The 14,074-nt window shown below is 65.0% G+C and carries 5 protein-coding genes and 1 pseudogene; 1 reads left to right on the top strand and 5 read right to left on the bottom strand.

The features are described 5' to 3' along the window. Positions 1 to 215 (bottom strand): transposase (locus BS626_RS17600; RefSeq protein ID WP_075183224.1); only part of this gene is annotated, 215 nt, incomplete at its 3' end. 39 nt (positions 216 to 254) lie between these two features. Between BS626_RS17600 and BS626_RS17595 the strand changes: the two genes are divergently transcribed. Beyond that, on the top strand, positions 255 to 497 hold the full coding sequence (locus BS626_RS17595; protein ID WP_075183660.1) for a SymE family type I addiction module toxin: 243 nt from the start codon (positions 255 to 257) through the stop codon (positions 495 to 497). Between the two features lie 65 nt (positions 498 to 562). Here BS626_RS17595 and BS626_RS17590 read toward each other — a convergent pair whose 3' ends face one another. The 4 genes and pseudogenes from BS626_RS17590 to BS626_RS17535 all read right to left on the bottom strand — a co-directional run bounded on the left by BS626_RS17590 (position 563) and on the right by BS626_RS17535 (position 13,260). After that, complete coding sequence (locus BS626_RS17590; protein WP_075183659.1) at positions 563 to 847, bottom strand: hypothetical protein; 285 nt, start codon at positions 845 to 847, stop codon at positions 563 to 565. Next, positions 819 to 1,166: a hypothetical protein gene (locus tag BS626_RS18960; protein ID WP_240494333.1), complete on the bottom strand. Its 348-nt coding sequence runs from the start codon at positions 1,164 to 1,166 to the stop codon at positions 819 to 821. The genes BS626_RS17590 and BS626_RS18960 overlap by 29 nt, the downstream gene beginning before the upstream one ends. A 56-nt stretch (positions 1,167 to 1,222) precedes the next feature. After that, positions 1,223 to 11,491, bottom strand: a pseudogene (locus BS626_RS18950) (hemagglutinin repeat-containing protein). A 47-nt stretch (positions 11,492 to 11,538) separates the two neighbouring features. After that, positions 11,539 to 13,260, bottom strand: coding sequence for a ShlB/FhaC/HecB family hemolysin secretion/activation protein (locus BS626_RS17535; protein ID WP_075183656.1), 1,722 nt, complete (start codon positions 13,258 to 13,260; stop codon positions 11,539 to 11,541). Positions 13,261 to 14,074 lie beyond the last annotated feature (814 nt).

The following is a 14,074-nucleotide window of genomic DNA, read 5'->3' as shown; positions in this document are numbered from 1 at the left end:
TCAGCAAACATCTGTTTAAGACGCCTATTTTCATCTTCCAGGTCTTTAATTTTCTTGATATCAGAAGCTTCCATTCCGCCATATTTCGCTTTCCAGTTGTAATAGCTGGCTTCTGAAATAGCTGCCTCACGGCAGACATCTTTCACCGTTCGACCGGCTTCAACAGACTTCAAAACGGCGATAATCTGGTGCTCAGTAAATCGGGCTTTACGCATAACGATCTCCTTCTGGGGACATATTCAGTATGTCGGAAGATCTCTAAAAGTGAATGGTTCTTTTTGCAGGGATACTTACAGTTGGAGCTGGCGGGGTTTGAGACCGGGGTGAAGATTAACGTGCGGGTGATGGCGGGCTGCCTGGTGATTACGGCCCGGCAGGCAGAGCCGGAACCGGAACCGGAACCGGAGATTATGCAGACGCTGAGGAAGGTCTGTAAGCTGTCGGCGCGCAAGCAGCGGCAGGTGACGGAGCTGATCGAGGTGATTAGTAAGCCGTAGCGATAAGGCAATAACTGACGGATGTGTAAAGTAAAATCCCGGCTCAATAGCCGGGATTGATGGGGTTATTCAGATCGGGGTTTGCTATCTTTTCGCTCTTGCAGTTTGGCTTTTATCCAGATGCCGATCCCAGCTAATGTACCCGCGGAAGCGCCTACTTTTAAAGAATAAAAAACATCCTTTTTCCAATCAAATAGTAAAAAATTGGCTTTAAAAAACACTATTAATCTGCCGAGAAGACAGCCCATCGTTGCTATAAAAAAAACACAAAAAACACAACGAACCACCAATTTAACAAGAGTATTTAAATTGACACTCTGATTACTTTTTAACGGGTTTATCGGCTTCATCAAGCGTTCCTTTTACTGTATTTCCAACAGCTTCACTAGTAACGGACCCACCGATATTGCTAATAATATCTGCCGTTCCCTGTTTTACAGAAGTTCCTAAAGATCCAGATATAACCTTTCCAGTACTGCCACCAATCACGGAACCTAATCCAGTACTGATAACTGAATTAGTCGGATCTTCCCCTTTAATCCCGCTGCCAACAGCAGCACCGCCCATATTAATTGCAGCCGATGCCCCAATACCTTTACCTGTCGTAGCAGCCGCTGTCACTCCAGCCATAATCGCATCAACATAGCTGAACGGATCTTTTCCAGACATCTGAGATACCGTATTAACACCTGCGCCTATCGCCGCATTTAGCGCCATGCCCTCTTTTATCGTGGTGCCCAACACATTACCGCCGAACAGCAGGGCCGGGTCGCCAATGCCGGCATTCGATTTATGGTAGCCCAAGTATTCATAATAGTCTGCGCTTTAGCCATTGCCGCTGAGTCAGGATTGCGCTTGATATAAGCCTGACCCGACAGCAGCCCTTTAACCAGTTCCTGCGACACCGCCTGACCGTACTCTTTTTCCATCTCGGCAGCATATATCCGCAGATAGCCCGCCAGCTCGGCGCGTTCCGTGCTGTTCATCTGCGAAGGGTCTTTGGTAAATTTCGACATCAGCGCATCGCTGCGCTTATCGGCATTTTCCAGCTTTATCAGATCATTGGCGGCAGCCAGGAATTTATCGCCGCTCTTAATTTTCTCAATGGCTTTATCCAGCCTGTCGGAGGATGTGGCCCCCAGGAAGTTATTCTCAACCGCATTCTTGCCGGCAAGGCCTCCGGTCACCGCTCCCGCAGTATCGCCCGTCGCCAGCCCGCCCGCAAGCCCCGCGGCCAGCTGGCTTAGTGCGCTGACCTGCCGCTTCTCGCTTTCGCTCAGCTGCTCTGCCGTCCTGCCCGGAAACAGCTCGCCGGCGATGTAGCGCGCCGCCAGCTCTCCGCCGCCGGCTCCCACTCCGCCAGCGACCCCAGACTGGTTGTTCAGCTCCGCCGTCAACGCTCCCAGCACCGCGTGCGCCATCGCGTTCGCCGCGGCGTTATCCTCGCCAACACGCCTCTTGATTTCCGTCGCCAGGTACGGCGACGCCCCGCTCGCCAGCGCTCCCGCCAGATTATTCCCCGCCAGCGCCGTCAGCGCACCCGTCACCGCCTGCGCCGCCTTCTGCAGGGCGCTGCCCGTCCCGTACTCCCGCATCGCGTTATCATACGCCCGCTGCATCACCGCCGCGTCGTTCGCCGGTTTGCCGCTCTTCTCAAGCTGCTCACGCGCCTGCGCCAGCGCCGCCGGGTCTTTCTGCGCCTTCAGCCCCGCCATGTCGCCCTGCGTGCGGATAATGTCCGACACCTGGCTGCCGACCTCCCCAATCACCTGCGCCTGCCGGAGACGGCTCTGCTCTTGCTCTTTGTTAAAGATCGGATTCAGGCCCGGGTTCGCGTTCGCCGCGTCCCGGCTCAGCCCGCTCACCGCCTGCTGCTGCTTCTCACGGTCTCGAATCACCAGGTCGCCGGCGCTGACCGCCGCCTGCGTCGTCGAGCTCGCGCTCCCCGCGTGGTTGACCCCCGCCAGCAGCCCGCCGGCCAGGTTGCCGAGGAACTGGCTGCCCGCCGCGCCCGCGCTCAGCGACCCGCCGCTGCTGAGGCCCGCGCCCTGGTGCTCCGCCCGGAAGTCCGCCTCGTTGTGGATGTCCGTCCAGCCCAGCGTCCCGGTCTCCAGCTTATTCCTCTCCGCCGCCGCCGTCGAGCCGATAACCGCCCCGTCCAGCTGCGTATGCCCGCCGACCGTCACGTCAAACCCGCCCTGACCGGCAAACAGCCCGGTCTGCTCACGCACCGAGTCGAAGCGGCTGTGCAGCTTGTCCCGGCTCGCGCTCAGCCCGCCGCCGCCGCCCGCCCCGATAATCGCCACGCTGCCGCCGGCGCTCGCGCTCTGCTGCTTCGCGTCGTAGCGCTCGCTGTCCTGCCGGCTCTGCAGCGTCAGGTGACGCCCGGCGTCGACGGTGACCGTCTCTCCCCCGGCCTGCGCGCCTTGCAGCGCCGTATCCCGGCCGCTGGTCAGACTGAGGCGGCTTCCCGCGTCCAGCGTGGTCTCCACCTGCGTCAGGCCGCTGCCGTTTTCATGCCCCCGGCCGGCGTTGACGCTGGCCGCGACGTTCAGCCCGCCCCCGCCCCCGCCGACGCCAACGCCGACCCCAAGGCTGCCGCCATGGCTGCTGTTCCTGCCATCGGTGCTGTCGCGGTTTTGCGCCGACTGCAGGCTGATGTCCCGCGCCGCGTCCAGCGACAGGTTCCCGCCCGCCTTCAGCTGGCCGCCGACAACGGCGATGTCGCCGCTGCCCGCTCCGCTCCCCCCGCCGGTGGCGGTGATTGACAGGTTCTGTCCCGCGGTAAGCGTGCTGCCCTGCGCCTGCAGGCTCTCGCTGCGGGTTTCACTTTTCGACGACTGGCTGCCGTAGGAGGCGCCGATCCCCACCGTATTGGTGCCGCCCTGCCCGCTGCCCGCCTCCGCGCGCGCGCTGTCCAGCGCCGCCGCCTGCCCGGCCTGCACGCCGCTCAGCGCCGCCTGCGCGCCCAGCAGCGCACCCAGCCGCCCGCCCCCCTCTTTTCTTGCCTGCTGCGCGGTGCTGACCGCCGCATTGAGCGCGCTGCCCGCCGTGCCGGAGAGCGCCAGCGTCAGGCCGCTGCTCTTCTGCTCAAACGTCTCCGTCCGGCGGCGCCAGTCGTAGCCGGGGTCGATACTCACACCGTCGCCGCTCAGGCTCAGGTCTTTGCCCGCCAGCAGATCGGCGCCGCCAATGTGCAACTGGCTGCCCGCCGTTATCGTGACGCTGCCCTGCTGGCTGCCCACCGTGCTGACGCTCTGGCTCTGCGTGGTGCCCTGCTCATCAATCTGATGGCGCGACGACTGGCTGCCGATGCTGAAGCCGAGGCCGCCGCTGCTCAGCAGCCCGCTCTTTTTCTTCTGCTCCAGCAGGAAGTGCGATTCGCTTTCGGTGGCCGCAACGATGTCGACGTTGTTGCCCGCCCGCAGCATCACGTCGCCGTCGCCAACGATCGCCGAGCCGCTCACCGTCAAATCGCGACCGGCGGTAACGCTGACGCTGTCGCCGCTCAGCAGGCTGCCCCGCTCAACGGTGGTGCGATCGTGCTGCACGCTGTGGCTGCTGCTTTTCGACAGGAACTTTTTCTTCGAAGCATGCTTTTCAATAAACTGCGAGGTGGTCTCACTGGCGGTATTCAGCGTGACGTCGTTTTTCGCCTGCAGGGCCACCGCGCCCTGCTCGCTGTGCAGCGTGCTGGCGGTGACGGTGAGGTTTCCATCGCGCGCCAGTACCGTGACGCCCTGCTCGCCGCTGAGGGTGCTGCCCACCACGCCGTCGCGCTGCGTCTCCATCTCGCGGCGACTGGACGATTTACGGCCGCGATGGCGTTCGCTGTCGCTGTCGCTTACCGCCTGGTGCGCCTCTTTCAGCATCACCTCGCCGGCGCTGATGCCCACCGCACCGGCCCGGCTGTCAACCTGGGCGCCCTCGGCCAGCAGCTGCTGGCCGGCCAGCAGCGTTACCCCCTGCTGACCGCTCAGGGTGGTGAGCTGCAGCTGCTCTTCGCGGCGGCTATTGCTTACCGACGTGGTGCGGCTGCCGGCCTCAAGGTGGCTGGTGTTGGTCGTTTTGTCCGCCGTCAGGCTGAGGTTGCCCCCGGCCTGCACGCCGAGCTGACCGCCCGCCGCCGCCTGGCTGCCCTGCAGGCGAATATCCTGCCCGGCGCGCAGGCTGAGGTTACCGCCGGCGTTCAGCAGGCTGCCCAGCGCCTGCTGCCACTCGCCGCTGATCTGCGCCATGCGCTGCCCCGGCTCTTCCAGCACCCGGGAATTGCGGTTGCCCATCGCCCCGGAAATCAGCGCCGTGCTGCCGCTAAACTGGCTCTTCGCCATGCCGATCTCCAGGTTGTGGCGGGCGCTGAGGCTGAGATCGTTGCCGGCGTCCAGCTTCGCCCCCTGCAGGCGCACATCGCCGCCGCTGAGGCTGATATCGCCGGCGCGCATCGTCGCCTGGCGCAGCGCCTCCTGCAGATGGGTGCTGATCGTCAGGCTGTCGGCCTGTACGCCGAGGGTGTCGGCCTGGATCACCCCGCCCTGCTGGCTGAAAGTACCGGCGTCAATGCGGAGCGCCTGGTCGGCAAACAGGTTGGCCGCGTTGCTGACGCTCTCCGCCGACAGGCTGAGCTGGCCGCCGGCGATCAGCGCGCCGTCGCCGCCGAGCCGCAGCGTCTGGCTGGCCAGATAGACCTTCGGCACCCAGACGGTTTGCGGGCCGCTGGCGGTATTGACCGTTTCGCTCACCATCCAGACGATGTCCTGCTGCAGCGCGGCAATCTGCGCCGGGCTGAGCGCCACGCCGGGCACCAGCTGAAAATCCTGCGCGACCTTCACGGCGTTGTTCATCAGCGCCTGGTACTGCGCCATGGCGTCTTCGCCGTGGATCGACGGCCGGCCGGTCAGCTGCAGAATCTGCTCGCGCACCCGCCGCTGCTCGTAGAAGCCATCGCCGAGCCGCTTGTGCACCTGCGCCGGATCGTAGCCCACCCGCTGCAGCAGATAGTCGCTGCTGATAAACTGGCTGCGTGAGGTAAAGCGCTCATCGGTGACCACCAGGAACGGGCTGCCCGGCGCGGTATGCTGCCGGAACAGGGCGTTATTGGGGATAGCGGTGGCGACGCCGGGCAGGTGCTGCTGTTCGGTCAGCGCCAGCTCCGCCGGCAGCAGCGGACGGCCGATCGGATCCTGCGGATCGATCGCCACCGCCCCCGGCTGCTTGCCGGGCGACAGCTGGGTGCTGCCCGGATCAACGGCGCCGCCGGCCACGCTGACCGCCAGCGGGTTACGCTGCCACTCAACGCGCTCGGCCTCCGCCGCGCTCAGCGCCGCTTCCGCGCGGCTGACTTGCGCCTGGTTAACGGTGGTGTTCTCGATGCGGGTGCCGCGCACGCTGACGTTGCCGTGCCCGCTGATGATGCCGTCCACGGTGGCCAGCGCCACGGTCTGCACGTTGTGCTGCGTGGGATACCAGTGCACGGTGTCTTGATCATAATGATCGACAAACGTTTCATCGCGCCGCTCATTGACTGAGTAGCCTTTGTTCTCCACCGTGCCGCGGCCGTCGAGGGTCAGATCGCCGTTGGCGCTGAGGGTGCTGGCGTCGTTGAGCAGCGATTCCCCGATGTGCATCACCAGGCTGCCGCCGGCCAGCAGCTGCGCGCCGACGCCGGCCGAGACCAGCTTATCGCGGGTCACGGTGCCGGAGGCGGTGCGTTCGCGCAGGTTACTGTAGTCTGTGACAAGGGGAGCCGAGGCAATATCAATATGCTTATCAGGGTTCCACTGTTCAATAATGCCCGTTCCAGCCTCGCGCCAGACCGTATTGTGATAGGGGGTCGGCACCGCATGCTGCCGGAAGCCGCGCGTTTCGTAGAAGGTCATCGCGTAGCTGCCGTTGGCGCCCGGCGTCAGCCCGAGATAGTTGACCCACAGATCCACCAGTTGGCCCTGATTATTTTTTACCCGCACCTGGGCGCGCTTGCCCGCGGCGTCGATGGCCAGCAGGGTACCGTAGCGGTTCTCCTGCGCCGCGGCGTCGTTCTGGAAGGTGAGCGTCTGGGTGGTCGGCGTCATGGTGCTGGGATCGGTATTGGTATCGTGTCCGTAGGATCGCCAGTAGTAGTTATAGCGGTGCCATTGATAGCTGCTGCTCTCCGCGTCGCGGGCGATCTCCAGCCCCTCGCGCAGGTTGTCGAAGCGTTTGGCCTGCAGGGTCACGTCGCCGTCCGCCTCGATGCTGCTGGCGCGGTTCTCTATCCGGTCGTCGCTGTGCAGTTGCAGTGCGCCGGCGCTGTAAATCAGTGCCCCCTGCAGATTGCTGAGCCGCTGCGCGGTGCGGATGTGCAGGGCGTCGCTGGCGGCAATCACCGCCTCGCTGCCCTGGTTATCCAGCTGGCGCAGCGTCAGGCGAAGATCGTCGCCCATGATGGCACCGCGATTGTCGAGGCTGTCGGCGCTCAGCGTCAGGGTGTCCCCCTCCAGCCGCCCGCGATTGTTCAGGCTGCCGGTGGTGAGGCGCAGCGTGTTCCCCACCAGGCGGCCGGCGTTGCTGAAGTGGCGGCTGGTAAAGCTGACGCTGCCCGGCAGCAGCCAGTCGGTAAGGTTGGTTAACACGCCGGCCACGCTGAGGGTCAGCGCGCGGTTGCTGCTGAGGGTGTCGCCGGCGCGGTGGGTGTAATCTTCTCCCAGGGTCAGGGTCATCGCCTGCTGGCTGAGCAGCGTTCCGCGCTGGTTATCAAGATGGCGGGCGCGCAGGGTCAGGGTGGATCCGCTCTGTACCGTACCGCCGGCGTTAAGCAGGCTGATGCCCGCCGCGGCGCGCACGGCGCTGTCGGGCGCGTCGAGCGAGAGCGCGCCGTTGGCCAGTACCTGGCCACCGCGATTATCCAGCGCATCGCCTAGCGACAGACTCAGCGTCCCGGCGCTCTGCAGGCGTCCGGCGCGGTTATCCAGCGTATCCGCGGCGATCGCCACGTCGCGGGTGCCGATCAGCCGGCCGCCGTCGCGGTTGTGCAGCTGGGTGGCGGTGACGGCCAGCGCCTGCTGGCTGCTGACGGTGCCCTCGCTGTTGTCCAGCGCCGCGGTGCGCAGGGTCAGATCGCCGGCGGCAACCAGCTGGCCGCCCTGATTGACGATCGCCTCGCTGTTCAGGAGCAGCGCGCCGCCGCTGTGGAGTTTGCCCTGCCGATTGTCCAGCTGCGCCACCGCGTAGCGGCTGTCGCCCTGGGCTACCAGCGTGCCGTCGCGGTTGTTCAGCGCCGCGGCGCTGAGGGTCAGGCCGCCCAGGCTGGCGACGGTTCCCTGCTGATTGCGGATCTGCGCGGCGGCGAGCTGCTGATCGCCATTGCTGCGCAGCGTCCCCCCCTCGTTATTCAGCACCGTCAGCAACTGCAGGGTCAGCAGCTGCTGCCCGGCAATCGCGCCGCCGCGGTTATCCAGCGAAGCGGCGCGGATCTCCGCCGCTTCGCCGCTCTGCAATTTGCCCGTGCGATTGTCCAGCACGCCGCTGAGCGCCAGCCGCAGCGCCTTCTGGCTGTAGATAAGCCCCTGCTGCTGATTATCGACGCCGGCCGCGTGGACGCTCAGCCCGGCACCGGCCAGCAGCTGCCCGCCGCGGTTATCCAGCGTGCCGGCGGCGTTATCTTCCGCCGCACCGCGCAGGCCCAGCGCGCCGGCGGCGCTGATTTTGCCCTGCGCGTTGTTGAGATTCGCCAGCACGTTCAGCTGCAGATCGGCCGCCGATTGCACGGCTCCCAGCGCGTTATTAAGCGTATTGACGGCAAAGGTCATCGCCTGCTCGCTCTGCACACTGCCGCCGGCATTATCAAAATGCCCGGCGCGCGCGCTCCAGCGCTGCTGGCTACCAAACCAGCCCTTCGCGTTGATGATGCTGGCCGCCTGCAGGGACTGAGCCAGCCCTTCGCGTTGATGATGCTGGCCGCCTGCAGGGACTGAGCCAGCCGGCTGAAAATCTGCCCGCCGCCGTTATCCAGCTTCTGCGCCACGCGGATGTCCAGCGCGTCCAGCGACTGAATCGTACCGCCGCGGTTATCAAGCGCGTCGGCCGCCAGCCGCGTGGCGCCGCTGGCGGCCAGCGTGCCGTCCTGATTATCCAGCCGCCCGCTGAGAGCCAGCGTCAGCGCCTGCCGGCTCTGCAGCAGCCCCTGCTGACCATTGCGCCACTGCGCCCCGCTCAGCGTGACGCCGTCGCCGCCAATCACCTTGCCGCCGCGGTTGTCGAACTGCCCCCCGCTTATCGCCCTGCCAGCTTAGCGCCTGCTGCGCGGTGAGGGTGCCGCCCTGATTGTTGACGCTGTCGGTACTGTCTAGCGTGAGCGCGCCGCCCGACTGCAGTCGGCCGCCGCGGTTATCCAGACGGTCCGTCGTGACGCCCACGCCGCTGCCGCCCTGCGCGGTGCCGCGCCGGTTATCGATTCCGCCCTGGCTCACCAGCGTTAGCGCGCCGCCGGCCTCCAGCCAGCCATCCTGGTTATTCAGCCCCTGCTGCGCCTGCAGGCTCAGCGCCCGCTCTGCCACTATCGTGCCCAGCGCGTTGTCCCAGAACCCGCCGCTCAGCGTGAGGGTGTTCGCGCTGATGCTCCCGCCGCGATTGCTCAGGCCGTCCGCCGCCTGCAGGCTGAGCCGATCCACCGCCAGCAGGCTGCCCGCGGCGTTGTCCACCCGCTGCGCGTCCAGCACCAGCGACTGCTGCGCCAGCACCTTGCCACCGGTGTTAGCCAGGGTCTGCACCGCGATATCAACCGTCTGCCCACCGAGGGTACCGCGCTGATTGTTCAGCCCCTCATCGGCGCTGAGCGTCAGCTGGCGATCGGCCAGCAGCTTGCCGCCGGCGTTGTTAACCTGCTGCGCCGCCACCGCGAGCTGCTGGCCGGCCTGGGCACTGCCGTCGCGGTTATCCAGCACGCCGGCGGAGAGGGTCAGCGTCCCCTGCGCGCCGATCTGTCCCTGCCGGTTATCCAGCGTCTGCGCTGCGGTCAGGGTAAGATCGTCGCTGCTGAACAGCGTGCCGCCGTGATTGTTCAGCTGCTGGCCGCTGAGCTGCAGACTGGCGGCGCTGATTTGGCCCTCCAGATTATTCAGGACGCCGGCGGCATCCAGCGTTAACTGCTGTCCGGCCAGCAGACGGCCAGCGGTGTTCTCAATATCTCCGGCGGCGCTCAGGCTGAGCGAAGCCTGGCTGAGCAGGCTGCCGGAGGCGTTATTCAGGTCGCCGACCGCCAGGCTGAGATCGCCGTTCGCGCCTAACTCACCGTGCCGGTTATCCAGCAGTCCGCTTATCCGCCAGTGCTGCTGCGGCTGACCGAGCGCCACCAGCCGTCCGCCGCCGTTGTCCAGCGCCGCGGCGTCCAGCCCCAGCGCATTGGCTTCAATCGTACCGTCGCGGTTGTCCAGCAGGCCGGTAAGGTTAAAGCGGCTCTCGCCGCCGCCGACCTGGGTCCAGACCCCGTCGCGCGCGCGCAGATCGCGGGCGCTGACCGCCCACTCCCCGGCGCGCACCTGCGCCTGCCGGGCATCCACGTCCGCCGCGCTGTCAATGCGCAGGACGCCGCTGTCCAGAGTGGCCTGGCGCACCGCCACGTCGTGCTGACCGGCGCTGAGCGTCGCCGCTTTCGCCGCCAGCGTACTGTGGCTAAGATCCACGCCGGCGCCGCGCACCGAAACCCGCTGCTGACTGAGCAGGCTGCCGCTGGCCTGCACCTGCCCGCGCGCGCGGAGGCTGAGATCCGCCGGACGTACCAGGGTGCTGTTGGCGTCCGATCCGGCCAGCAGGTGGCCACTGCTTTCAATGTCGGTCGCCGCCTGCAGCGTGACGTCGCCCGCCGCCGCCAGCGTACCGGACTGACGCAGCGCGCCCTCCCGGCTCTCGACGCGCAGCGTGCCGCCGCTCCACAGCTTGCCGTGATGATCGATATCCTGGCGGGCGCTGAGTTGAATATCCCCGGCCGCTTCGGTTACCGGCTTCTCGCCGATCGACTGCCACACCAGCTGGCCTTCGCTGCTGACCGTTAACGTTTTACCGGCCTGCAGGTGTCCCCCCTGGTTGCGCACGCCGACGCCCGCCTCGGTCGCGATCATGCGGATCTGGCCGCTGTACATGCCGCCCATTTGCCCCATGTCGATCGCCAACGCGGGGCGCTCGCCGCCGTCACCCAGCGGGGTCACGGTGCTGGCGTCCGCGGCGATCTGATTGCGCCCGGCCACCACGTTCAGCGCCTGTTTTGCCCGGACGCCGCCGTTGATTTCCACCGCGCGGGCGAGAATATCCACATAGTCCGTATCCTGCCGCGCATCGCCGTTCAGTCCGCCGCGTCCAATGCGGATCTGGCCGCGTTCTACCTGCCAGCCGGCGAGGCTGCCGTCGGCGTTCAGCTGCGGCTTACCGGTGGTCAGCGTCATGCGGCCGGCGTTGAGAGTGCCGCAACCGTCGCAAAGGATGCCCGCCGGGTTAGCGATGATCACCTGCGCCCGCCCGCCGGCGACCTCAAGGTAGCCGCGCAGCTGGCTGGGATCGCTACTGTTGACCTCGTTGAGGATCACCCGCGCCGGCGCCGACCCCGGGTGGAGATTCGCATTGCCCTGAATCATCCCCGCCAGTTGGGTGGAAGTCATTACCGCCGAGTTATTCAGGATCGCGCCGTTGGCGCCAACGTCGAATTGCGTAAACTGGTTGTGCGATATCCCGGCCGGGTTCGGCGCGGTGATATTGACCTGCGGCAGACCGTTTTGCGTAGCGATCACCTCGGGCCGCTGCGCGGCGGGGGCCCGACCGTCGGCGACAATACCGTCGGCCAGCACCGGCGGGGCAAACAGCGCCAGCGCCAGCAGCCAGCCGGCGCGGCGCAGCGTGACCCACAGGCGCGGCGTGCCGCCGGCGCGGTAGCGCCCGGAGCCGCCACCGTTACTGCGGACCAGTTCAGAGACCACGCGGAGCTCGCCGTGGGTGCGGCTGTAGATCAGGCAATAGCACTGTTTATTCATTTGTCTCATCCATGACGGGGCATCCCCATTCGGTTAGTCGGCGTCGGTTACATTTCAACATTGATGCTGAAGCCGGCGCTGACGCCGGAGGTATGAAAATCGGCGGGTTTCCACAGCGGGACGCCGGCAAACAGGTCGTAGCTGACGCGCCGCCACAGCGCGCCGCGCACGCCGATGGCGCTGCCGGCCAGCTGATGCCCCACCAGATAGCGGGTTCCGGGGCCGTCTACGCGACCGTAGTCAACGGCGGCATACAGCTCCTGCCCGCTGGCCAGCAGGTGCCAGGCCAGCTCGTTTCGCCACAGCAGCCCCCGCTCGCCGGAGAGCATCTGCTCGCCGTCAAAACCGCGCACCGTGTAGCGACCGCCGATGGCCAGCCGATCCTGCGGCGTTAGCGGGTGGGCGCTCCACTGGCCGCGCAGGCTGCTGACCGCCCGCCACGGCTGCTGGCCAATCTGAAACGGCTGGTTCAGGCTGATGTCGCCGGTGGCGATGCCGGTGCGTGCGCTGCCGCTGTGGGTTTGCTCCTCCGGCGCCCGCAGCGCGCCGAACGCGCCGGTGCCGCGCCGCCAGTTGAGGCTGGCGTCCAGCGTCGCCTGACCGAGGTAACTGCGCTGATTAATGCCCGCTTCCCAGCCCGCCGTGCGGCGGCGCTGTTGCGAGATATCGATATCTTCGACGGCGTTGCTGGCATGTCGCCGCCAGACGCGCAGATTCAGGGTAGTTTTGTGCGCCTGATTGCGAAACAGCAGCCGCGACAGGGTCAGCTGGGCATTGTCACTCTTACCGCTGTAGTGCAGCACTTCATTGGCGTTGGGGATGCTCTGGTACCAGGTGTAATCGTTGTAATTGGCCGACAGCGCCCAGTTGCCGAACGGAAACAGATAATTCAGCGTGTGAGAGCGGTTGCCAAACGGGCCGTGCTGCAGGAGATCTTTGCCAATCGAGGCGTAGAACAGATCGTTTTGTGCGAACGGGGCATCCACCGCCAGAGTGGCGGTACCGAGGTAGCGGCCGGTGCTTTTTGAGCCGCTGTCGTCAAGTCCCAGATTCAGCCGCACCGGGCGGCTCTCCTGCCAGCTGACCTGCAGATCGCTGGTGCCATCGTGTGCGCCGGGGACGATATTGATTTCCGCCGTGGCGCTGGGTGGCCGCCGCAGGTTCTCCAGCCCCTGCTCAATGTCGCGCAGGTTGAGCAGGTCGCCCGGCGAGGCCGGAATGCTGTTCCACAGGCGCGCGCGCCAGGAGACCGGTCCGGCAAAGCCTATCTGGCCGATGCGACCCGGCAGCAGCGTCAGGGTCAGGGTGCCCCGGGTGAGATCCTGTTCACCGGCCATCACCCGGGTAGTGACATACCCGCGGGCGAGGATCGCATTTTGTACCCGGTTGATCGCCAGCATGATCCCCTGTCCACCGAGGCAGCGTCCGCGGGCGCCCTCCGCGGCGGCCAGCGCCCACTGAAAATCGGCGGCGTTTTCACCGATCAGGCGCAGCGTACGGATGGGAAAACAGGGGCGCTCATTGTGCGGGTAGTCGGCCAGCGCGATCGCCGGCCGCGCCAGGCGCACGTCGCGCTCCGGGCTATTTTGCTGCTGCAGCGCCCGCTCACGCGCCTGCTGGCGCTGCTGCTCTTCCGCATCGCGCGCCCGGGCGGCGGCCAGTGGCGAGTCCCCGCCCGGCGCCGCCCACAGCGGAGTCGACAGCAGCGCCAGGCTGAGCAGCGCGCCGCGCAGCGGATACGCACTAGACGATGGGCGATAGTCAGACATTCCTTTGCTCCTGATAAGGCTGAACACGGCAGGTTCAACGCGCCCACGTCCGGTCGACGCGCGACCAAACACATCCTGAGGGCAGAATTTATTACCTGATTAGCAGGCTTGAATTTTGGCGAATAATAGGTAAAGAGGCGGCCACAAAGCAAATGATTTAGGCGGTTTAGTTGAGTGAGAAATATCTTAGCAAGCTAAGGTAAAATTAATCACTCACACGCCGCCGCGCATTAGGCGAAATACCCTGCCTGCCTGGCAACAAAAAAGACAATTACACCAATTAGAGCTTAAAAATCGATATTTTCATAAATGAAAATTAAGAAAATAACGCATAGAATCACACCATGTTATTGATTTTAAACAAATAAAAACAATAAACGTTCAACACTATTCCGGACACCTCCAGCATATTACATTGCGTCCAGCGCGCCGCCCTGCAGGGTACGCTGTAGTGTATCCGGTTTAGCGAACGGATTTTTCCAGAATTTTCCAACAAGTGCTTAAAGTGTTATGGCGACGGCAATATCTGCCGCGGAGTAACGCAATCATTCACGCTACGCAAATCCGCGAAACAGAATGCCACTCTGCGGGTTTCGCGGGCTGACCGACCCGCCGCCCACGGCGGTGATGAAAAGAGGGGCCGTCCGGCCCGCGGATTTCGTACCGCTACAAGTGGCGCAGGCATCAGGCGGACGCCTGTTGGCGTGGCGCACGGCAATATCTGCCGCGGAGTAACGCAATCATTCGCGCTACGCAAATCCGCGAAACAGAATGCCACTCTGTGGCTTTCGCGGGCTGACCGACCCGCCGCCCA

Source organism: Pantoea sp. 1.19, from assembly GCF_001922585.1.
In the GTDB taxonomy this organism is placed as follows: Bacteria; Pseudomonadota; Gammaproteobacteria; order Enterobacterales; family Enterobacteriaceae; genus 1-19.
This window is presented reverse-complemented; position numbering and strand designations above follow the sequence as displayed.